The sequence below is a fragment of the Micromonospora sp. NPDC003197 genome, from assembly GCF_053590565.1.
Genome location: NZ_JBSFTE010000007.1, coordinates 95,344 through 116,607 on the forward strand (window position 1 = coordinate 95,344; position 21,264 = coordinate 116,607).

A 21,264-nucleotide genomic window follows, 5' to 3' on the forward strand; every position below is an offset into this window, starting at 1 on the left:
CGCCGTTGCGCACGGCCTCGGCCGCGCGGCGCCGATCACGTACGGCACCGTCCCCTGTCCTACACCGGACCGGCCCGGCCGCCAAACTCATCCGTCCCGGGTGTGTTCAGCGCCGCTCGATGGTCGGCTATCCGATTGGCGTGGTGAGCGGGTCGGCTGCATGGGTCAGGACTCCCGTCTCGGTCCGCACCGGGAACCCTTCGCGAATCCAGTACTCGATGCCACGTGGCCCTGTGTCATGCCGCAAAAAGTACGCGGAGCGGCGGCCCGCAGGAACCAGTGATCAACGGCGCCGAGCCGTGGTGCCCGCCGAACGGGTCGGCCTGGAGATCCTCGCCTTCGTCCGGCTCCGCTATCCCACCGGCAACTACCGACCGTTCCATGCCCTGCTCGACACGACGCCGGAGATCGTTGAGGCGCATCACGTCACCGGCGAGGACTGCTTCGTGATGAAGGTGGTCGCCCGGTCCATGCGTCATCTGGAGGAGGTGACCGGGCGGATCGGCGGCCTGGGCGCGGTCACCACCAGCGTGGTCTATTCGAGCCCGCTACCTGGTCGGGTTCTCGCTGTGGAGGCAACCAGGCAGTCGATGGCAAACTGAGGCAATCGCCCACTACCACGGGAGTGCATGTGACGCCCAGGTTCCTGCAGTTGTCCGATGTGGCCGCCGAGCTGAACGTGTCGGACTCGCAGGTCTACCACATGGTGCGCAGCGGCGAGTTGCCGGCGATCAAGGTGGGTGGCCGGGGTCAGTGGCGGGTCGAACGGGCCCGGCTGGAGGAGTACATCCAGCAGAAGTACACCGAGACCGCCGACTGGGTACGCACCAACCCGCTCGTCGAGCGCGAGCCAGATCAGTAACAAATCGCCTCATTTCCCGCAATTGCCAAGGTCGAAGCCGACTGCTGCCGGCTCGACCGCATTGACGCCTGCCACCATCTTGGCTACAAATAGAGCCTGTCGGAGGCAAACGAAAGCAAACGCAAGATCATAAGGAGCGGGGATGCGTGCCGTCCGGTCCAGGCCCCCAGTCCGTCCCGCCGTACGACTACGTGCCGCACCACCGCTCGACCCGCCCTACGACGACGAGTCCACCCCGCCGGCCTGGTCCCGGGGCTCCGCCGACCAGCTCACCTTCGAGCTGGCCTCCTCGCGGGGCGGCCGACCCGGACGCGGACGGCCGCCGGGCGGCCCGCCCACACCGACCGGCCCGCCCACGCCGGGCAGTCCTCCCACGCCCACCGGCCCGCCCACGCTGCCGGTCGAGGCGCTGGCCGCCGCTTCGACGGCGGCCCGGCAGGCGGCTCGTCGATTCCTCGGCACCTGCCTGGAAATCCTCAACGGTTACCGACCGGCGAACCAGATCCGGCCGTTGGTCCAGTCCGCCGAAGCCACCACGATCATCGGACAGCTGGCCGCCGGTAGCCGGCGGTTGGCGGCGTTCCACCCCGCCAACCGGCCCGCCGATGGGATCCAGCTCCGCCTGGTCCGAGTCTGCGAACCCCGACCCGGGATAGCGGAAGCGGCGGCGGTGCTGCACGCCGCCGGCCGTAGCTGGGCAATGGCGTTCCGACTCGAACGCCGCCAGGGCAGCTGGCTCGGTACGGTGATCCAGCTGCTGTAAACCGTGGCGGGCAGAAACGACGGAACCCGGGGCTCCACCTGTCGTACGAGGTGAAGCCCCGGGTCCTGAGGTCGTACGCCACCCGGGTCAGGCGTTTGGCCAGCCCGGATGTCGGTCAGGCGCCCCCGCCGGGCGCACCGTGGCAGCGCTTGTACTTGCGGCCCGAGCCGCACGGGCAGGGCGCGTTGCGCGACGGGCCGTTGCCGCTGCTCGCCTGGCTCGGCTCGGGACGCCGGGCCCCCGGCGGTACGGGCGACGCCTTGCCCACCCCGAGCGCTGGTGCCTGCGACTGTGGCTGCTGCACGGTCACCCCGCCAGCTCCCGCCTCGCCATCGATGGTGGGGGCGGAGTATTGCAGGCCCCTCGGCTGGGCGGCCCGGCCCAGGCCCTTGGCCCGGATCTCGACCGGCGGCTGGTTGAGCACGACCGGAGTCTCCTCCTCGGCCGGCTCCGGCTGCGCCTCCTCGACCTGGACGTCCAGGTTGTAGAGGAAGCCGACCGTCTCCTCCTTGATGCCGTCCATCATGGTGGCGAACATGTCGAAGCCCTCGCGCTGGTATTCCACCAGCGGGTCCCGCTGGGCGTAGGCCCGCAGACCGACACCCTCCTGGAGGTAGTCCATCTCGTAGAGGTGCTCACGCCACTTACGGTCGATAACCTGGAGCAGCACCATCCGCTCCAGCTGTCGCATCGCCTCCGTACCGAGCTGCTCCTCGCGCCGCTCGTAGGCGGCGTGCGCGTCTTCCTTGAGCTGGACGATCAAAAAGTCGACGTCCAGGCTGTTGCGCTCGCCGCCGGCCTCCTCCTCCAGGTCCTCGATGGTGACGCCGACCGGGTAGAGCTGCTTGAGGTTGGTCCAGAGCTGCTCAAGGTCCCAGTCCTCGGGGTAGCCCTCGGAGGTCGCCCCCGTCACATACGCCGTGATCACGTCATCGATCATGTTCTGCACCTGGTCGTGCAGGTCCTCACCGTTGAGCACCCGAAGGCGCTCGGCGTAGATCACCTGGCGCTGCTTGTTGAGCACCTCGTCGTACTTGAGGACGTTCTTGCGGATCTCGGCGTTCTGGCCCTCGATCTGGCTCTGCGCGCTCTTGATCTGCCGGGTGACCATCTTCGACTCGATGGGCACGTCTTCCGGGATGTTGAACCGCTCCATCACGGCCTCGACCGCACCAGCCCGGAACCGCTTCATCAGATCGTCCTGCAACGACAGGTAGAACCGGGACTCACCCGGGTCACCCTGCCTGCCGGACCGACCACGCAGCTGGTTGTCGATCCGCCGCGACTCGTGCCGCTCGGTGCCCAGCACGTAGAGCCCGCCGGCGGCGGCGACCTCATCGGCCTCCGCGTCGCACTCCTGCTTCCACTGCGGCAGGATCTCCTCGTACGCCTTCGCGTAGTCGTCGGCGTGCTCGACCGGGTCCAAGCCCCGCTGGTGCAACTCGTTGGCGGCGAGGAACTCCGGGTTGCCGCCGAGCAGGATGTCGGTGCCTCGACCGGCCATGTTGGTGGCCACCGTGACCGCACCCTTACGGCCCGCCTGCGCCACGATCTCGGCTTCCTTGGCGTGGAACTTGGCGTTCAGCACCGAGTGCGGGATGCCCCGGCGGCGCAGCAACTGCGACAGGATCTCGGAGTTCTCCACCGAAACCGTGCCGACCAGCACCGGCTGGCCGATCTCGTGCCGCTCGGCGATGTCCTCCACCACCGCGTTGAACTTGGCCTTCTCGGTCTTGTAGATGACGTCCGGCCGGTCGAGCCGCACCATCGGGCGGTGGGTCGGGATGGTCACGACACCGACCTTGTAGACCTTGTTGAACTCGCCCGCCTCGGTCTGCGCGGTACCGGTCATGCCGCCGAGCTTGTTGTAGAGGCGGAAGTAGTTCTGCAGGGTGATGGTGGCGAGGGTCTGGTTCTCCTGCTTGATCTCCACGCCTTCCTTGGCCTCGATGGCCTGGTGCATGCCCTCGTTGTAGCGACGGCCGTGCAGGATGCGGCCGGTGAACTCGTCGACGATCAGGACCTCGCCATCGCTGACGATGTAGTCCTTGTCGCGCTTGTAGAGTTCCTTGGCCTTGATGGCGTTGTTGAGATAGCCGACCAGCGGCGTGTTCACCGACTCGTAGAGGTTGTCGATGCCGAGCCGGTCCTCGACCTTGGCGACACCGCGCTCGGTCACCGCGACCGTACGCTTCGCGTGGTCGACCTCGTAGTCGCCCTCGCCGTCCTTACCCGGCTGCAACCGGGCGACCACCCGGGCGAACTCGCCGTACCAGCGGGCGGAGTGCTCGGCCGGGCCGGAGATGATCAGCGGCGTCCGGGCCTCGTCGATCAGGATCGAGTCGACCTCGTCGACGACGGCGAAGTTGTGGCCCCGCTGGACCAGTTCCTCCTTCGACCAGGCCATGTTGTCGCGTAGGTAGTCGAAGCCGAACTCGTTGTTGGTGCCGTAGGTGATGTCGCACTGGTAGGCGGCCCGGTGCTCGGCCGACGGCCGGTTGGGCAGGACCACCCCGACGGTCAGCCCGAGGAACTCGTGCACCCGGCCCATCCAGGCGGCGTCCCGCTCGGCGAGGTAGTCGTTGACCGTGATGACGTGCACGCCCTTGCCGGAGAGCGCGTTGAGGTAGACCGCCATGACCGAGGTCAGGGTCTTACCCTCACCGGTCTTCATCTCCGGGATGTTGCCGAAGTGCAGCGCCGCAGCACCCATCACCTGTACGTCGTAGGGGCGCTGGCCGAGCACCCGATGCGCCGCCTCCCGGGCGGTGGCGAACGCCTCCGGCAGTAGATCGTCGAGAGTCTCGCCGGCCTCGATCCGCTCGCGGTACTGATCGGTCAGGCCACGCAGTTCTTCGTCGGTGAGATCGACGTAGTCGTCCTCGATCGAGTTGACGGCAGCGGCGATCGCCTTGAGCCGGCGCACCATACGGCCTTCGCCAGCGCGGAGGACCTTTTCCAGAATCGACACGGATCAACGCTCCCCTAGACAGTCTGCCGAACCATCGTAGGCGCTGTATCGGGGCATTCGTCAGCCGCGCCGCTGACCAGGTTGATCGAATCAGACATTCCACCCTGCTCTCCCCTGATTCGAGGGGAAAAATGAGTTACGCCGAGTGCGAACAGACCGGAAGACTCGGCTTATGGAACTGGAACCCACCGAACTCCACGCCGACGGTCTGTTGCTCCGGCCCTGGCGTCCGGCCGACGCCGACGCGGTGTACCGGGCCTGCCAGGATTCGGACATCCAGCGCTGGACCACCGTTCCCTCGCCGTACCTGATGGAACATGCCGTCGGGTTCGTGAGCACCATGGCTCCGGCCGGTTGGGCGCAGCAGACCTTCGCCCCGTTCGCCGTCTGCGATGCCGAGACCGGCGAGGTGCTCGCCTCCTGCGGACTGGTCACCATCGACCCGGTCCTGCGCTCCGCCGAGGTGGGCTACTGGACCGCCCCCTGGGCCCGAGGGCGGGGGGTGGCGGTCCGCGCGACCCGGGCGATCAGCCGGTGGGCCTTTGACGTACTCGGCCTCCGGCGGCTCATCTGGCAGGCCGAGGTGGGCAACCACGCCTCCCGGCTGGTGGCGCTGCGGGCCGGTTTCCAGGTCGAGGGCCGACTGCGGCTCGCCGACCCCCACCCGCGAGGCGGGCCGGACGGCTGGGTGGGCTCGCTGCTTCCCGGTGATCTGACCGGGCCGCCAGCAGCTGGAGCGGCCGACCCCGACTCGCCCGCAGCCGAGCTGGCCGGCCCCGACTCTCCGGCACCTGGATCGGCCGGGCCCGGATCGCTCGAAACCCGCCGGGCCGGTGTCTTCGGTCGGCCCCAGCCGACGCTGGCCGGCACGGCCGGAGACGTCAAGATCCGGCTGCGGCCGCTGGCCGAGCGGGATGCGGACGCCCTCCTCACCACCTGCCGTGACCCGGAAACGTTGCGCTGGACCACGCTCCCCGAGAACTACCAGCGCACCGACGCGGACTCCTTCATCCGGGACTTCGTCCCGACCGCCTGGCGCCGAGGCTCCGGAGCCGAGTTCGCCATCGTCGACCCGGACGACAGCTACGCCGGATCCATCTCCCTGCGCCTCTCACCAACCGACCCCGGCCTGGCCGACGTCGGGTTCATGGCCGCACCGTGGGTACGCGGCCGAGGCTACGTGCCGGCCGCGCTGGTGGCGCTCTGCGACTGGGGATTCGAGGCGCTGGGGCTGGAGCGGATCGAATGGCGGGCCCACGTCGGCAACACCGCCTCTCGACGGGCAGCGGAGAAGGCCGGCTTCGTGTTCGAAGGTGTCGCCCGAAGTGCTCTCACCCAGCGGGGTCGACGAGTCGACGGGTGGGTCGCCGCGTTGCTGCCTACCGACCGGCAGCACACCGACTGACCGATGTCGCATCCGCTGACCGCATAATTGCGGTGGTGACAAGAATCAGACGGGTCAGGCCGAGCGGATTTCCGCTCGGCCTGACCCGTCCGGGTCGTACCACTCGGTGTCGTACCACTCGGTGTCGTACCGTTCGGTGTCAGGTCCTGAGGGAGATGATCCCGTAGTCGTACGCCTTACGCCGATAGACGACCTTGGGCCGCCCGGATTCCTTGTCGAGGAACAGGTAGAAATCGTGGCCGACGAGTTCCATCTGGAACAGCGCATCGTCGACGGTCATGGGCTCGGCCGGGTGCACCTTTTCCCGGGCGATGTGCCAGGGCTGGTCGTCGTCGTATTCGTCGTAGACCGGATCCGTGTCGGCAAGGTAGGCCGACTCCTCGGATCTCTCTGGCGGCGCCTCTTCCAGGGTGGCCAGCGAGCCGACGGCACCGGCTTCTACCACCGGCAGGTCCGCCGTGGCGGCAGCGACGGAGACCGGTGCGCGTCGACCATGGTGCACTCGGCGGCGATCGGCGGCCCGACGCAGCCGGGTGTCCAGCTTCGTGATCGCCACATCCAGCGCGCTGTAGAAGTCCTTGGCGCACGACTCTGCACGGATGACTGGCCCTCGGGAAACACAGGTGATTTCTACTCGCTGACAGTGCTCCGACTGTCGCGGATTGCGCTCGTGAAAAAGTTCGATGTCAACACGAATCAGCTTGTGGTCGTACCGTTCGATCTTCGCAAGCTTGTCGGCGACATGAACCCGGAAATGCTCCGGAACCTCGACGTTGCGGCCCTTGACCACGATATCCACGGATGACCTCCAAATGATCGGATGGTCGGTTTGAACTTCTTTTCCGGCCGCCGATCCCCCGGGGCTTCCCTTCGGCGTCGGCCGGTTTGTTGACGGCACGCCTCCTTTCAGCGCCGGGGGCGGGTGGAACACCCTTGGTACCCCTGCTAAAACAAACGCTAACGCCTCCTTCCTACCCAGTCACCCCTCCCAGCCAAGACCTTTCGAGAAGATTCCCACATCCACCACGATCAGGGGAAACAGGCGATACGGAGAGTCACCCGGCGTGTCGCTGGCGGATTCTCTCAGCGCGGGTGTAACGCACTGGGCGGCCGCGAGTACCGTCGTTGGGTCGCCGCGAGCACCGCCGCCGCGTGCACCATGACCCCATCGCCGACCAGCAGCCGGTTGATAGCCGCCAGCGTCGACCCGGTGGTCACGATGTCGTCCAGCAGCACCACCATCCGCCCCTCCGCCGACCGACGCAGCGCCGGCACCCGACCGGGTGGTAACCGGAACGCCGAAGCCGCTGCCGCACTCCGGCCCGCGCTGTCCAGTTCCACCGAGTCAGGCCGAGGGAGGGCGACAAGCGGCCGAGCCACCTCGACCGACCAGCCGGCCCGACGCAGTCGCCCGGCGGCGTGCCGGGTGAGCCGGCGCAGATGATCCCCGTGCCGGGTGCGGGCGGCCCGCGCGGTGGTCGGCACCGGCACCAGAAGGACCGGACCTCGTGGACCCACCGCCGCTGCCACCACCTCGGCGAGCAGCCGCCCCAGCGGCCGGGCCAGCCCGTGCCGACCCCGTTCCTTGTACGACAGCAGAGCCTCCCGCAGCTGGCCGTCGTACCCGCCGAGGGCCACACAGGCGGGCAGGCCGGGCGGGGCCGGGTCGGGGCGTACCAGCCGGGGCCGAAGTGCCTCCAGCGCACTGGCACAGGCAGCGCAGACGCCGTACCGCAGTGGGGTCCGGCTGGCCCGGCAACCAGCGCACTCCGCCGGCAAGAGCAGGTCGGCCAGTTCGGCCCAGACTCCGGTCATGTCGGTTCGCCGTCCGTACGATCGGTGCGCCGGCTCGATCAGTGGTGCGATCAGTAGAAGAAGAACGGGGCGCTGGGATTGTGCGACCCGGTCGGAGACCCCGTGCTGCGATCGGCGACCTGGTCCGGACCGATCCGCTCGAACGTGGAGAACCGGTCCGCACGGGCGATCGAGTTCGCCTCGTACATGACCCGACCCAGGGAGGGCGGGACCACCGGGTTGTTCGGGTAGGTGGCCAGATGGGTCACCCGCGTCTCGGTGTCGTTGTCGAAGGTCAGCTCCAGGGCCCCGTCGACCGTGATCTCGTAGATCGCCGGCCGGCTCCGGACCCCGGCCACGACGAGGGAGTTCTCCCCGCTCCACTCCACCGCGGAAAGCTCCCCCAACGAGGTGACCAGACGTCGGGCCGGTCCCGGGGTGGCGATGCCGTTGTCGACCGTCATGGCGGCGACATAGAGGTCGCCGCCGGCGATGAACGCGATCCGATGCCCGTCCAGGGACGCCCCCACGGCGGAGACGTCCGCCGGGGCGTTGGGCACCCTGACCTCGGTCAGCTTGGCGTCCGTACCGAAGCGGTAGAGCGTGCCGTCGGCCACGACCAGGCCGACCGACTGCCCGGGCTCGGTCCCCTTCAACCACACCGGGCGGCTCATCGTCTCGTACGTCTCAGGGCTCTGGGCGAAGGTCTGCACCAGGTCCTTGCCGGTACCTGTCGACAGGCGACGCCGGTCGTTCCCGGTCTTGGTCACCAGTGCCGCCAGTACGCCGGCACCGCCCCGGTTCAGGGCGGCGGAGACCACGTTGCGGTTGCTCTCCTCGGCGATGGGCACCGAAGCGGCGCTGGTGCCGGAATCCAGCAACGCGTGCACCGAGTCGTCGTAGACGCAGAACCGCAGGGCGTTGCCGTCGAGCTGGTATGCCTTGTTCTCCTCACGGTAGGCGGGGACGTCGATCATTTCCCGGCTCTGGTTGCGGATCTTCAGTTCGATCTCGTTACTCAGATCCTGTAGCGACCAGGCGAGCTGTACGGCGAGTCGGTGCAGCTCGGCTTCCTCGTCCGGACCGGCCAGGGTGGAGAGATTCACCTCGATCCGGTCGCCGTTCTGCAACACGTTGCCGATCGAGTCCGTCCCCTCGGGTAGCCGGAGCGCGGCTGCGGTCAGCCAGTCGGCCGGGCCCCCGGTGAGCCAGTCCAGCACGGTGTTGGCCCGCCCCTGGCGGGGTAGTGCCAGCGGCAGGTAGCGCAGATCCGGCACCAGCGCGGTCCGGTCGGCGTTCCAGAAGTAGATCGTCTGCTGCTGGTAGTAGGTCTTCAGCGCCTGGGTGCTCATCAGCAGCGCCGGGGGCGGGTCGAGCAGATACAACCCCTGGCTGGCCGTCTCACCGGACCACCGGTCCCGGCCGACCCGGAAGGTGTACGACGTCTCGGTGGCCACCGGTGCGGTGAGGGTGCCGTCCGCCCGGAGCACCCCGACCTGCTGCACCCGGATGGTGACCAGGTTGATGCCATCCTGCTGCTCTTCGGAGCGGGGCGTCTCCTCGATCGGCCGCACCACGTTGATCGCGACGTCACTGCCCTGCTTCTCCTTCATCGCCCCCCGCTGGTTGGGCACGATGAAGGCGGCGACCCGACCGTAGGCACCGCTCGTCTCCCCCGCCGCCGCCGCCAGCAAGTTGCTCACGAACTGCTTGGAGTCGTCGAGGCTGTCCAGCCGGTCTGGCGGCTGGCCACCGATCGCGGCGTCCGCGCCGTACTTCTGGGCCGGGCCGGGGCCGGAAATCTGCACCCCGGTCTCGTCGGGAATGCCGCAGCCGGCAACCCCGGTGACGAGGATCGTCGCCGCAGTCGCCGCTGTCAGGAGTCGACGCGTCATGTTGCCTACACCTCCGCTCGGGCGTCCTCGCCCACCGCCGGCGCCGGGCCGATAGCCAGGGCCCCACCGGGTCGCCGTACCGGGCCCGAACCGGTCACCGCCGCATCCTCCGGCACCAGCCGCAGCGGCGAGCTGGTCAGCCGGTCGCCGGCCCGGGCCGGCAGGGTGAGGCGGAACTGGGCCCCCTGGCCCGGGGCACCCCACGCCTCCAGCCAGCCGCCGTGCAGCCGGGCGTCCTCCACGCTGATCGACAACCCCAGGCCGGTCCCGCCGGTCTGCCTCGCCCGGGACGGATCGGCCCGCCAGAACCGGTTGAAGACCAGTTTCTCCTCGCCCGGTTTGAGGCCCACGCCCCGGTCCCGAACGGTGACCGCCACTGCGGTCTCGTCCGCGCCCAGGGTCACCTCGACCGGCCGTCCCTCACCGTGCTCGACGGCGTTGCCGACCAGGTTACGCAGGATCCGCTCCACCCGGCGCGGGTCGACCTCGGCGATCACCGGGGCGTCCGGCACCCGTAGCTCCAGCGCCACCCCGGCCCGGTCGGCCACGGAGCCGAGCCGGTCCACCACCCGCTGCACCACCGGTACGAGGTCGGTCGGCTCGCTGTCGAGTACGGCGAAGCCCGCGTCGAACCGGCTGATCTCCAGCAGGTCGGTGAGGAGGCTCTCGAACCGGTCCAACTCGGCCTGGAGCAGCTCGGCGCTGCGGGCCACCGCCGGATCGAACTCGTCGCGCTCGGCGAAGATCAGATCAGCGGCCATCCGTACGGTGGTCAGCGGCGTACGCAGTTCGTGGGAGACGTCAGAGGTGAACCGCCGTTGCAGGCGGGACATCTCCTCCAGCCGGAGGATCTGGCTCTGCAGGCTGGTCGCCATCTGGTTGAACGACGCCGCGAGCAGGGCCAGGTCGTCCTCGCCGGTGACCGCCATCCGCTGGTCCAGCAGGCCGGCCGACAACCGCTGGGCGGTCCGGGCGGCAACCCGTACCGGGTTCACCACCAGCCGGGTGACCAGGGCCGAGACCAGGCCGAGCAGCAGAACGAGGGCGACCCCGGTGGCCAGCACCGTGGAGCGCGCCTGGGCGGCGGTCTCGTCCTGCCGGTTGAGGGGTACGAAGTAGTAGAGCTCGACCTGACCAAAACGGGTCGGCACCGGCGAGCCGTAGACGAGGTATTTGAGCCGGCCGCTGCCGAGATCGCCGGTACGGATCTGGTGCGCCACCTGACCGTTGGCGACCGACTGTCGCAGCTCTGGGCTGATCATCGGCTGGACGTCGACGGCGGGTGAGGTGGCGGTCTTGATCGAGCGGGGGTGCTGCTCGGCCGTCAATGCCACTACCGCGCCCCCGATCTGCTTCGGATCGCCGCCAGCCAGGTAGTCGACGGTGCGCTCGAAGGTGCGTTGCAGGTTCGACTCGTAGGCCCCGGTGTGGATGTCCAGCTGGTTGGTGGCGTAGTCCCGCCCGCTCTCCAGCCGCACCTTCACGTCCTCGGTGGCGTTCTCCAGCAGGATGTTCGTGATGTTGTCGGCCACCAGGTAGGCGAATCCGCCGACCAGCAGGCTCGACGCGACGAGGGTGATGCTGACGACCCGCAACTGCAACGATCGCCGCCAGGTTCGGCGTAGCCCAGCGAAGAGTGCGGCACTGCGGGCGGCCACAGCGTGCCAGAACGCCCGCAGCCGAGCGAGGAGGGCGGTCACGCGTCGGGTCACAATGCTCCCAGGCTATCCGGTGCTCCGAGATGTGGCCGCACTATCGTGTGCCGGCCTATCCCGTGCCCGCCTTGTAGCCCACCCCACGGACCGTCAGGATGATCTCGGGCCGCTCCGGGTCGGGCTCGATCTTGGCACGGAGCCGCTGCACATGCACGTTCACCAGGCGGGTGTCGGCCGCGTGCCGGTAACCCCAGACCTGCTCCAGCAGCACTTCCCGGGTGAAGACCTGACGCGGCTTGCGGGCCAGGGCGACCAGCAGGTCGAACTCCAGTGGAGTCAGTTTCACCTCGTCGCCGTCCCGGCTGACGGTGTGCGCCGGCACGTCGATGTTGATCTGGTTACCCGGCGGGCCGATGGTCAGCATCTCCGGTGCGGCGTCTTCGCCGCGCCGCAGCCGGGCCCGCATCCGGGCCACCAGTTCCTTCGGCTTGAACGGCTTGACGACGTAGTCGTCGGCTCCTGACTCAAGGCCGAGGACGACGTCGACGGTGTCGCTCTTGGCGGTCAGCATCACTATCGGGACCCCGGACTCCGAACGGATCGCCCGGGCCACGTCGATGCCACTCATCCCGGGCAGCATCAGGTCCAACAGGACGATGTCCGGACGGCTCTCCCGAAACGCGGCCAGTGCCCGCTCGCCATCTGCCACGAAGGAGGGCAGGAAACCCTCGCTACGCAGGACGATGCCAAGCATCTCGGCCAGCGCAGGATCATCGTCCACCACCAGAACCCGGGCTCTCATGGACCTAATATTTCATCCCTGATCCGGTTCATGGGAACCGCTCCACCCGTCACCAGCTTTGAGCCGTGCCAAGATCCCGACAATCCCGGACTTGTCATACCGGGTCGCCCCCGCAGTTGCCGGGTCGACCCGCCGACAACAGCCCCTCCACGAACCGCTGCCCGCATGCTGAAATTGCCCGATGAAGGCTTTCCTCCCCTGGCTCACCGTGCTCGCCGTGATCATGCTGCTGAACGCACTACGGCTACGGCCCCTGGCCGCCGCCGTAGCCGTCGGTTGGCTCGGCTACTGCATCTGGACCTGGGTACGCGGCGACCGCGCCGAGCGGCGCAGTAGCGACCGGGCGCGCTAGAAGGCAGGGTGCAACAGCCCGGCCAGCAGGCTCGAACAGCCTGGTACGGCGGGGCGAAGCAGCCGGGCCGGCTGGAAAGTCCAGCCGGCCCGGATACGGGTTCCGCTCGCCTTGTGGAACTGGCGAAGGGTCCTGCTCAGTAGCGGTAGTGGTCCGGCTTGAACGGCCCCTCCACCTGCACGCCCAGGTAGGCGGCCTGCTCCTTGGTCAGCGTGCTGAGCTTGGCACCGAGCGCGTCGAGGTGCAGCCGGGCCACCTTCTCGTCGAGGTGCTTCGGCAGCGTGTAGACGCCGATCGGGTACTCGTCGGTCTTGGTGAAGAGCTCGATCTGGGCGATGGTCTGGTTCGCGAACGAGTTCGACATCACGAAGCTCGGGTGCCCGGTGGCGTTGCCCAGGTTCAGCAGCCGCCCCTCGGAGAGCACGATGATGGCGTGGCCGTCCGCGAACTTCCAGAGGTCGACCTGCGGCTTGATGTTGACCCGCTCGACGTCCGTACGCTTGGCCAGGCCGGCCATGTCGATCTCGTTGTCGAAGTGGCCGATGTTGCCCACGATGGCCTGGTGCTTCATGCGCGCCATGTGCTCATTGGTGATGACGTCGAAGCAGCCGGTGGCGGTGACGAAGATGTCGGCCGTCTCCACCACGTCGTCCAGCGTGGCCACCTGGTAGCCGTCCATCGCGGCCTGCAACGCACAGATCGGGTCGACCTCGGTCACCACGACCCGGGCCCCCTGGCCACGCAGCGACTCGGCGCAGCCCTTGCCGACGTCGCCGTAGCCCAGGACGACCGCCACCTTGCCGCCGATGAGCACGTCGGTGGCGCGGTTGATGCCGTCGATCAGGGAGTGGCGGCAGCCGTACTTGTTGTCGAACTTGCTCTTGGTCACCGAGTCGTTGACGTTGATCGCCGGGAAGAGCAGGGTGCCCTCCCGCTGCATCTCGTACAGCCGGTGCACACCGGTGGTGGTCTCCTCGGTGACGCCCTTGATGCCGGCCGCGATCCGGGTCCACCGCCGGTCGTCCTCGGCCAGCGACCGGTGCAGCAGTTCCAGGATCACCGCGTACTCCTCGGAGTCCGCGCTCTCCACCGGCGGCACCGCGCCGGCGCCCTCGAACTGTGCGCCCCGGTGTACGAGCAGCGTGGCGTCGCCGCCGTCGTCCAGGATCATGTTCGGGCCCTGCCCGTCCGGCCAGGCCAACGCCTGCTCGGTGCACCACCAGTATTCCTGGAGGGTCTCGCCCTTCCAGGCGTAGACCGGGACACCGGCCGGGGCTTCCGGGGTGCCCTCGGGGCCCACGGCGATGGCCGCGGCCGCGTGGTCCTGGGTGGAGAAGATGTTGCAGGACGCCCACCGCACCTCGGCACCGAGCGCAACCAGCGTCTCGATGAGTACGGCGGTCTGGATCGTCATGTGCAACGAGCCGGTGATTCGCGCCCCCCGCAGCGGCTGCGCCTGCGCGAATTCCCGGCGGATCGCCATCAGGCCAGGCATCTCGTGCTCGGCCAGCTCGATTTCCTTGCGCCCGAACGCGGCCAGCGACAGATCCGCCACCTTGAAGTCGCCCTCGGCAAGGGTGCGTGGTCGGGGCTCGGTCGACGCGCCACCGGAGGGCGCCGGAAGGGTGCTGGTCATGAAAGCTCCTGTCGTACGGATGTGCTGCGCGACCCTTCACCTTACGCGCGGCCAACGTCCGGTCGGCAGAAGGCACACGGGATCGGCCCTGACGCGAGTGGTTACCGGCGCGGATTGAGCTGGTCTCCGGCGGATCAACCTGACCCGGGTGGCAGTCGGCGGACAGCGCGCGGGGCGGTCGGTCATGAACGGTCTCCCGTCCAGTATCCGCCCGCCCCGCGCATCCCCCCGGTTTGGTTCCCCCGCGCGTAACCACGACGGGCGGGGAGTTCCCCTTCCGTCACGGTGACGCCGCGTAATTACAGCTTGACCTTCCGCTGGGGACTAGTCAAGCAATTCGGAAATATCCGATCTGCCAGATTCGCCTGATGGACCCTATTCGCCCCATCTAACGGGCTTTGGGGGTCACCCGTGAACCGGGCCGACCGAGGCGACATAGGCCTCCCCAGCACCGGTAAGCGTCAACGAGGCATCGTCCGCCGCCCCAAATGCCGCCCGGCCCGGCTCTACGACGGTCGCACCGGTCCCGTCCCGGGCCTCGATCCGACCGCTGCGGCACCACACCACCCGAGGACCAGGCAGGGCCAACTCCACGCTCGGCGTGGCGGCGTCGAGGCGTACGACGTGCAGGGCGAAGTCGTCGACCGGCAGCGGCCAGGTGACCACCCCGGGTGCCACCTCGACCGAGGTGAGCACCGGATCGTCGAGCACCTCGAACCGCAGCACCCGCAACAGTTCCGCGACGTCCACCGGTTTGGGGGTCAGGCCGCCCCGCAACACGTTGTCGCTGGCGGCCATGAGTTCCACGCCGGCACCGTACAGATAGGCGTGCAGGTTGCCGGCCGGCATCCAGATCGCCTCGCCGGGGGCGAGATGAACATGGTTCAGCAGCAGGGCGACCAGCACCCCGGGGTCCCCGGGATAGCAGTCGGCCAGCCGCTGCGCCAGCGCCGCCGGTGCGGCGAACTGCGGTGTCACCTCCGCCGTCAGGACCGCCGCCAGCAACCCGGCCCGATCACCCTCCGGCCAGGTCAACAACTGGTGTACGGCATCGGCAAGCCCGGCCGGACCGGTACGCAGCGCGGCCACCACCGGGTCGAGATCGGCCACCTCGAAGGCGGCGAAGACATCCGCCGACACCTTCGGATCGCGGAACCCGCACAACGCCTCGAACGGCGTCAGGGCCACCAGCATCTCGGGCTTGTGGTACGGATCGACGTAGTTTCGGCGTACCGTCGCCGACGCGCTGACCTGCTCGGCCCGGGCCTGTGCAGCGGCCGTCTCGGCCTGGGCCTGCTCGGCGGCGTACCCGGCCCGGGCCTGCTCGGCGTTCGGGTGTGCTTGGAGCGACAGCGGGGCCTCTGCCGCCAGCACCTTCAACAGGAAGGGCAGCCGAACGCCGAACCGGCCGACCACCTCGTCGCCGAGCCATTGACGTGGCTCGGCGACGAGCAGGTCGACCAGGCTGACCGGTACGCCGTCCCGCTGCACGGTGGCCGAGGCCGCCGGGTGGGCACCCAGCCAGAGTTCCGCCTCCGGTCCGGGGCTGGGCACCGGTCGGCCCTGCAACTCGGCAATGACCGACCGGGAACCCCAGGCGTAGTCCCGGATCGGACCGCTCATCGGCTCCACGTCAGCTCCCGGTCGTCGCGCCGGCCCGAGCCTTGTAGAAGATGTCCGGCTCGACGTAGATCATGCGGGCGATGGGCACCGCCTCGCGGATCCGGGCCTCGATCGCATCGATGTCGCGGGCCAGGTCGGCGGCCTGCTCGTACGGCTCCACCGCCACCTTGACCGCGACCAGCAACTCCTCCGGCCCCAGGTGCAGCGTCTTCATGTGGATGATCCGGCTGACCTCTGGGCCGTCGGTGATCGCCTGCTCGATCCGACGTACCTGCTCCGGGCCGGCACCCTCACCGAGCAGCAGGCTCTTCGTCTCGATCGCCAGAACGATCGCGATGATCACCAGCAGGATGCCGATCGCCGCAGTACCGGCCGCGTCCCAGTAGCCGTTGTCGGTGATCAGCGTCATCGTGACGCCGACCAGGGCGAGGACCAGACCGACCAGCGCACCGAGGTCCTCCAGCAGCACCACCGGCAGCTCCGGGGCCTTGGCCCGGCGGACGAAGTCCTTCCAGGAGGCGTTGCCCCGGATCGCGTTGGACTCCTTGATCGCGGTACGGAACGAGAACGACTCCATGATGATGGCGAGCACCAGCACAGTCACCGGCACCCACTGCCAGCTGTCGATCCCGTGCGGCCCGAGTTCGTGCTGCTCGTGGTACTTGTGGTACGCCTCGTAGAGGGCGAACAGGCCACCGACGCTGAACAGCACGATGGAGACGATGAACGCGTAGATGTAGCGTTCCCGCCCGTACCCGAAGGGGTGTTGCGGGGTGGCCGCGCGCCTGGCCCGACGGCCACCGACCAGCAGCAACGCCTGATTGCCGGAGTCGGCCACCGAGTGGATCGCCTCGGCGAGCATCGACGAGGAGGCGGTCAGGGCGAACGCGACGAACTTGGTGACCGCGATACCCAGGTTGGCTGCCAGCGCGGCGACGATCGCCTTGGTGCCCCCACCGGCGCTCATTCCGCCACTCCCGCACGTCGTACCCCGACCGGCACCGCCGGTCCACGTTCGACGGTGTGCTCGCTAACCTCGCTCACGGATTCGACAGCTCCTTCATCTCAGTTACGGCCGGTACGGCCATCGGGTCGAGCCCGTGGGCCAGGGCCAGGTAGATCGACGCGAAGTCGGGTACGGCGATCAGGGAGGCGAGGCGTTCCAACGCCGAACCGCCCTCGGCGGTGACCACGTCGCAACGCACCCCGCGCCGCTCGGCGAGGGTCTGCACCGCGTCGGCCCGCCGTTCCTCCACCGCGAGTGGCTCGTCGGTGTCGTCGTCGGCGTTGAGGCCGCCGTCGCGCAGCAGCACCACCCGCAGCCGGGTGGATTCCCCGGTCTCCTCCTCCGGGTCGGCGAAAATGTCCCGGGTCGACTCGGCCAGCCCGCCGAAGACGCCGTCGAGCAGGCCCACCCGGCCCCGACCGGCCTCGCCGAGCGCCCCGCCCACCACCGGGTAGCGGGCGTTGGCCGACAGGGTGTCGCCGAACCGGCGGGCGGCGACGGTGGCCAGGGGCGACGAGCCCCAGACGATCGGGATCGAGCCGGCCAGCCCCAGCGCCAGCGACTTGGCCGGGTTGACGAACGACTCGGCGGTCGGCCGGCAGCGGTCGGCGTCCGCGTCGAGCCGGGCCGCGGTCTCCGCCAGGTCCGCCTCGTTGACCTTGACCAAACCGAGGGTACGGGCGGCGAGCAGAACCGGAACGGTCAACGCCCAGAGGCTGGCTCGGGCGGGGGCGCGACGGGGCACCGGGATGAACGGTGCGCGTACCCCCTCGGCGACCGACTGGAGCTTCGAGTCCGGCGCGCCGACGGCGACCAGCCGGGCACCTCGCCGGGCGGCGGCCTCGGCCGCGCCGAGCGCCTCCGGCCCACGGCCCGAGGCGCTGATGGCGATCACCACGTCGGCCGCACCCACCCAACCGGGCACCCCGGCGCTGCGGTGCGGGATGACCGGGACCGGGCAGCGCGGGCCAGCGACCGTGGCGAGCACGTCACCGGTACGACCGGCGGTGCCGATGCCGGCGATCACCACGGCCCGGGGGCGCCCCTCGTCGGCGAGGACCGAGAGGTTGGCCTCTGCCGCCAGGGCAGCCGCCTCGCGTACCTGGGCGCCGGCCGAGGCGGTGAACCGCAGCATGCCGCCGGGGTCGTTCTCGGTCAGCCTGTCCGGGTCGTCGAGCAGCGCCTCGTCAGGGATGCGCTGCCCACGGATACCGGCGGTACCCTCCATCACTGCGCCTCCTGCGCGGTGCCGCCGCGCGCCTCGTCCAGCAGCAGCACCGGCACGTCGTCGCGTACCTCGAAGATCCGGCCGCACTCGGTGCAGGTCAGGGTCTGCGCCGCCGCATCGTAGTCGAGTGGTGCGTGGTGTGTGTCCGGGCAGGCGAGAATTTCGAGCAACTGCGGATCCAGGGCCACGATTCGGCTCCTTCCACGTCGGGCGGAATGCTGGCCGGGTCCGCGGTGGCCACCGGCGCAGGGGATCTTATCGGCGAACGATGTCGAGCACCTCGTCGCGCAGCGCCGCCATTCGCTGCCCGGTCGGTGCCTCGACGTTGAGCCGCAGCAACGGCTCGGTGTTGGAGGGGCGCAGGTTGATCCAGGCCCCGTCGTCGAAGCGGACGGTCAGGCCGTCCAGCTCGTCGGTCTGCGCGTCCGGGTACGTCTGCTTGACCTCGGCCAGCTTGCCCGCCTGGTCGGCGACCGTGGAGTTGATCTCGCCGGAAGCGACGTACCGCTCGTACTCGTGGGCCAGTTCGGACAGCGGGCGGGCCTGCTCGCCGAGCGCCGCCAGGACGTGCATCGCGGCGAGCATGCCGGTGTCGGCGAACCAGAAGTCCCGGAAGTAGTAGTGCGCCGAGTGCTCGCCGCCGAAGACCGCGTTGGTCCGGGCCATCTCGGCCTTGATGAACGAATGCCCCACCCGACTGCGTACCGGCTCACCACCGCACTCCCGGACGATCTCCGGTACGGCGCTGGAGGTGATCAGGTTGTGGATGATCGTGGACCCGGGGTGCTTGGCCAACTCACGGGCCGCGACCAAGGCGGTGATCGCCGACGGGGAGACCGGCTCACCACGCTCGTCGACCACGAAGCACCGGTCGGCGTCGCCGTCGAAGGCGAGTCCCAGGTCGGCGCCGTGCTCCCGGACCGCCGCCTGGAGGTCGACCAGGTTGGCCGGGTCGAGTGGGTTGGCCTCGTGGTTGGGGAAGGAGCCGTCCAGCTCGAAGTAGAGCGGCACGATGGTCAACGGCAGGGCCGGCAGTACGGTGTCGCCGAGCACCGCCGGCACCGTGTAGCCGCCCATTCCGTTGCCGGCGTCCACCACGACCTTCAGTGGCCGAATCGACGAGAGGTCGACCAGGGCACGCAGGTAGGCACCGTAGTCGGGGAGCAGGTCCCGACGCTCGGCCGACGACCGCGTCTCGCTCGCCGCCTCCGTACGGTCCTGCTTCTCCGCCGGGTCCGACTTGTCCAGCAGCGCCTGGGCCCGGTCGCGCAGCTCCGCCAGGCCGCTGTCCTGGCCGATCGGGCGCGCCCCGGCCCGGCACATCTTGATGCCGTTGTACTGGGCAGGGTTGTGGCTGGCGGTGAACATCGCACCGGGCAGGTCGAGCGCCCCGGAGGCGTAGTAGAGCATGTCAGTGGAGCCGAGGCCGGTTTCGATGACGGACATGCCCTCAGCCCGGACTCCGGCGGCGAACGCGGCGGCGAGCCCCGGCGACGAATCCCGCATGTCGTGGGCGATCAACACCGTGTCCCGGCCGTCGGCCGAGCTGGTCAGCAACTGCGCGAACGCCGCCCCCAGCGCCTCGGCGGTCCGCTCGTCCCACTGCTCCGGGACGGTCCCACGGACGTCGTATGCCTTGACAATCAGGGACAAGTCAGACACCAGTCTCGCTCCTCAGCCGCATCTCGGTCAACGGCCTGAGCGTATCGGAGCCGCCGCCCGTCGCTCGGCCAAGGCGGATGGCCGCCCTCGGTCAGCGCGGCATCCTCGGCATGATCACGGTCGAGTCGCCGCCCCCCGCTGGTGGTGGATAGCCCGGACCGCCCGGTGGCGGGTAACCCTGCCCAGGTGGGGGCGGGTAACCCTGGCCCGCTGGTGGCGGATAGCTCTGGCCAGGTGGGGGCGGGTAGTTCGAGCCGGCTGGTGGCGGGTAGTTCGGGTAATGCTGGCCGCCAGGACCGTGACCGCCGGGACCGTGACCGCCGGGACCGTGACCGCTGGGACCGTGACCGCCGGGTCGGTGGCTGCCGGACTGGTACACGCCCGAACCACCCGTCGGGGCCTCCGCAGTCGCCTCCCGATTCCGTCGGCGCAACAGCACCACCAGTAGGGCGACTCCGATCCCGACCATGGCCACACCCAGGACCATCACCACGGTGCCCACGCCGGAACCGCCGCCATCCTGCTTGTCGGCCGTACCGGCCAGCGCCGGTTGCGTCGTCGGCGCCTCGGTATCGGCCGAAGCGGCGTCCGGCGACTCGACCGGCGGCGGAGTGGGCGAGGCGGTGGGCGAACTAGTCGGGATGCTGACCGCCGTCGAGACCACCTTGGTCGTGTCGGAAGCGCGGCCGAGCTCGCTCCCGTCCTCGTCGTACGCCTCCGCCACCACGGTCGCTCGCCCGGCCGGCGCTCCGGGCAGGAAGGCCAGCCGGAACCGGAGCGAGGCGCTCTTACCCTTGCAGACCCGGGGCTTACTCGGGGCCGTCGGCGTGACGGCGACCACGCCATCCCCACCACCGGAGACCCCCACCAGCTGCCAGTCCCCGCCCACCGCGATCGCCACCCGCACCTGGTCCGCTTCGAGGCCCGACAGCTTGATCGACAGCCCGATCCGGACGTCCACGCATCCGTCCTCCCGGCGGCTCATCGAGACGTTCGCCGCACCTGCGGAGGAACCAGCAACAATGCTGCTGGAGACGCTGACCTTCACCTTGTCGTCGGCGGCCACCGCTGGAGCCGTACCGAGCCCGAGCAGGCCGGCTGACAGCCCGGCGACCACCGCGAGTCGCGCCCCGACACGCCGTACCAGCATGATCACCTCGCCGTTTCCCGGAACATATCCGGCCGACAGGCTACTCTGCCCGCCGCCACCGGCTCGGCCCGTCGCCTACGAGGCCCCCTGCGGGAAGTCTCATCTTCTCAAGCCACTTGGGGCATCGACGCTCTTAGAATTAGAGCGGAGTTCGCGGCTGATCTGCCCCGAGCGCGAAGGACTCGCAGCTTTCCCACCCACCGGCATGAGCCGTACTGGCACCTCGTCGAGACCCGGGATGGGCCATCACCAGCGCAACACCGGGCCCTCGGCACGTCGCGGGGCACCGTACGGCCCGATCACGGTTCCGCACACGGTGCCAACAAAGGTGATCTGAACACCAGAGGCGTTACGAGGCCCGCGTAGCGCCTCTGCTGTTCAGATCACCAAGGCCCCCCGGGATGCCGCTAACCCTGGCTGGCCCCATTGGGCAGCGGCGCTGCGCCTGCCCGGACTCCGT

18 protein-coding genes are annotated in these 21,264 nt (G+C 69.3%); 5 read left to right on the forward strand and 13 right to left on the reverse strand.

The annotated features are described in order from the left end of the window. The first annotated feature begins 302 nt into the window (after positions 1–302). From ACWDV4_RS10265 to ACWDV4_RS10275, 3 genes are all read left to right on the forward strand, one after another. The gene (locus tag ACWDV4_RS10265; protein ID WP_449976449.1) at positions 303–602 is read left to right on the forward strand and encodes an Lrp/AsnC family transcriptional regulator; all 300 of its coding nucleotides are present in this window, start codon (positions 303–305) and stop codon (positions 600–602) included. Positions 603–631: 29 nt separating this feature from the next. Continuing rightward, positions 632–862 (forward strand): helix-turn-helix domain-containing protein, encoded by a 231-nt coding sequence (locus ACWDV4_RS10270; RefSeq protein ID WP_449976451.1) that lies wholly within the window; start codon positions 632–634, stop codon positions 860–862. 142 nt (positions 863–1,004) lie between these two features. Then, positions 1,005–1,625 (forward strand): Rv3235 family protein, encoded by a 621-nt coding sequence (locus ACWDV4_RS10275; protein ID WP_449976452.1) that lies wholly within the window; start codon positions 1,005–1,007, stop codon positions 1,623–1,625. A 115-nt stretch (positions 1,626–1,740) separates the two neighbouring features. Here the strand turns inward: ACWDV4_RS10275 and secA are convergent, their stop codons facing one another. Further along, positions 1,741–4,596 (reverse strand): preprotein translocase subunit SecA, encoded by a 2,856-nt coding sequence (gene secA, locus ACWDV4_RS10280; RefSeq protein WP_449976455.1) that lies wholly within the window; start codon positions 4,594–4,596, stop codon positions 1,741–1,743. Between the two features lie 172 nt (positions 4,597–4,768). Here secA and ACWDV4_RS10285 point away from each other — a divergent pair, with 172 nt between their 5' ends. Continuing rightward, entirely contained in the window at positions 4,769–6,001 is a 1,233-nt protein-coding gene (locus ACWDV4_RS10285) for a GNAT family N-acetyltransferase (protein WP_449976457.1), read from the forward strand. Positions 6,002–6,140: 139 nt separating this feature from the next. On the opposite strand, the gene hpf is transcribed toward ACWDV4_RS10285, so the two are convergent. The 5 genes from hpf to mtrA form a co-directional block, all read right to left on the reverse strand. Continuing rightward, positions 6,141–6,800 carry a ribosome hibernation-promoting factor, HPF/YfiA family gene (gene hpf / locus ACWDV4_RS10290; protein WP_449976718.1) on the reverse strand — a complete coding sequence of 220 codons (660 nt, stop codon included), beginning with the start codon at positions 6,798–6,800 and terminating at the stop codon, positions 6,141–6,143. Between the two features lie 284 nt (positions 6,801–7,084). Further along, complete coding sequence (locus ACWDV4_RS10295; protein WP_449976459.1) at positions 7,085–7,816, reverse strand: ComF family protein; 732 nt, start codon at positions 7,814–7,816, stop codon at positions 7,085–7,087. Positions 7,817–7,866: 50 nt separating this feature from the next. Then, entirely contained in the window at positions 7,867–9,690 is a 1,824-nt protein-coding gene (locus ACWDV4_RS10300; protein WP_449976462.1) for an LpqB family beta-propeller domain-containing protein, read from the reverse strand. Positions 9,691–9,695: 5 nt separating this feature from the next. After that, on the reverse strand, positions 9,696–11,390 hold the full coding sequence (mtrB, locus tag ACWDV4_RS10305; protein WP_449976720.1) for an MtrAB system histidine kinase MtrB: 1,695 nt from the start codon (positions 11,388–11,390) through the stop codon (positions 9,696–9,698). 67 nt (positions 11,391–11,457) lie between these two features. Continuing rightward, entirely contained in the window at positions 11,458–12,147 is a 690-nt protein-coding gene (gene mtrA / locus ACWDV4_RS10310; protein ID WP_184534127.1) for an MtrAB system response regulator MtrA, read from the reverse strand. A gap of 181 nt (positions 12,148–12,328) precedes the next feature. Between mtrA and ACWDV4_RS10315 the strand changes: the two genes are divergently transcribed. After that, on the forward strand, positions 12,329–12,499 hold the full coding sequence (locus tag ACWDV4_RS10315) for a hypothetical protein (protein ID WP_449976466.1): 171 nt from the start codon (positions 12,329–12,331) through the stop codon (positions 12,497–12,499). A gap of 136 nt (positions 12,500–12,635) precedes the next feature. On the opposite strand, the gene ahcY is transcribed toward ACWDV4_RS10315, so the two are convergent. The 7 genes from ahcY to ACWDV4_RS10350 form a co-directional block, all read right to left on the reverse strand. Continuing rightward, positions 12,636–14,135, reverse strand: coding sequence for an adenosylhomocysteinase (gene ahcY / locus ACWDV4_RS10320; protein WP_449976469.1), 1,500 nt, complete (start codon positions 14,133–14,135; stop codon positions 12,636–12,638). Between the two features lie 405 nt (positions 14,136–14,540). Then, positions 14,541–15,767 carry a mannose-6-phosphate isomerase, class I gene (manA, locus tag ACWDV4_RS10325; protein WP_449976471.1) on the reverse strand — a complete coding sequence of 409 codons (1,227 nt, stop codon included), beginning with the start codon at positions 15,765–15,767 and terminating at the stop codon, positions 14,541–14,543. A gap of 1 nt (position 15,768) precedes the next feature. Continuing rightward, positions 15,769–16,725, reverse strand: coding sequence for a cation diffusion facilitator family transporter (locus ACWDV4_RS10330; protein ID WP_449976473.1), 957 nt, complete (start codon positions 16,723–16,725; stop codon positions 15,769–15,771). A 73-nt stretch (positions 16,726–16,798) separates the two neighbouring features. Then, positions 16,799–17,995: an SIS domain-containing protein gene (locus tag ACWDV4_RS10335; RefSeq protein ID WP_449976476.1), complete on the reverse strand. Its 1,197-nt coding sequence runs from the start codon at positions 17,993–17,995 to the stop codon at positions 16,799–16,801. Further along, entirely contained in the window at positions 17,992–18,180 is a 189-nt protein-coding gene (locus tag ACWDV4_RS10340) for a Trm112 family protein (protein ID WP_449976478.1), read from the reverse strand. Before ACWDV4_RS10340 ends, ACWDV4_RS10335 begins: the two co-directional genes overlap by 4 nt. A 67-nt stretch (positions 18,181–18,247) precedes the next feature. After that, a complete protein-coding gene (locus tag ACWDV4_RS10345; RefSeq protein ID WP_449976481.1) occupies positions 18,248–19,654 on the reverse strand; it encodes a phosphomannomutase/phosphoglucomutase in 1,407 nt (468 codons plus the stop codon). A gap of 91 nt (positions 19,655–19,745) precedes the next feature. Further along, the gene (locus ACWDV4_RS10350) at positions 19,746–20,804 is read right to left on the reverse strand and encodes a hypothetical protein (protein ID WP_449976483.1); all 1,059 of its coding nucleotides are present in this window, start codon (positions 20,802–20,804) and stop codon (positions 19,746–19,748) included. Between the last annotated feature and the right edge of the window lie 460 nt (positions 20,805–21,264).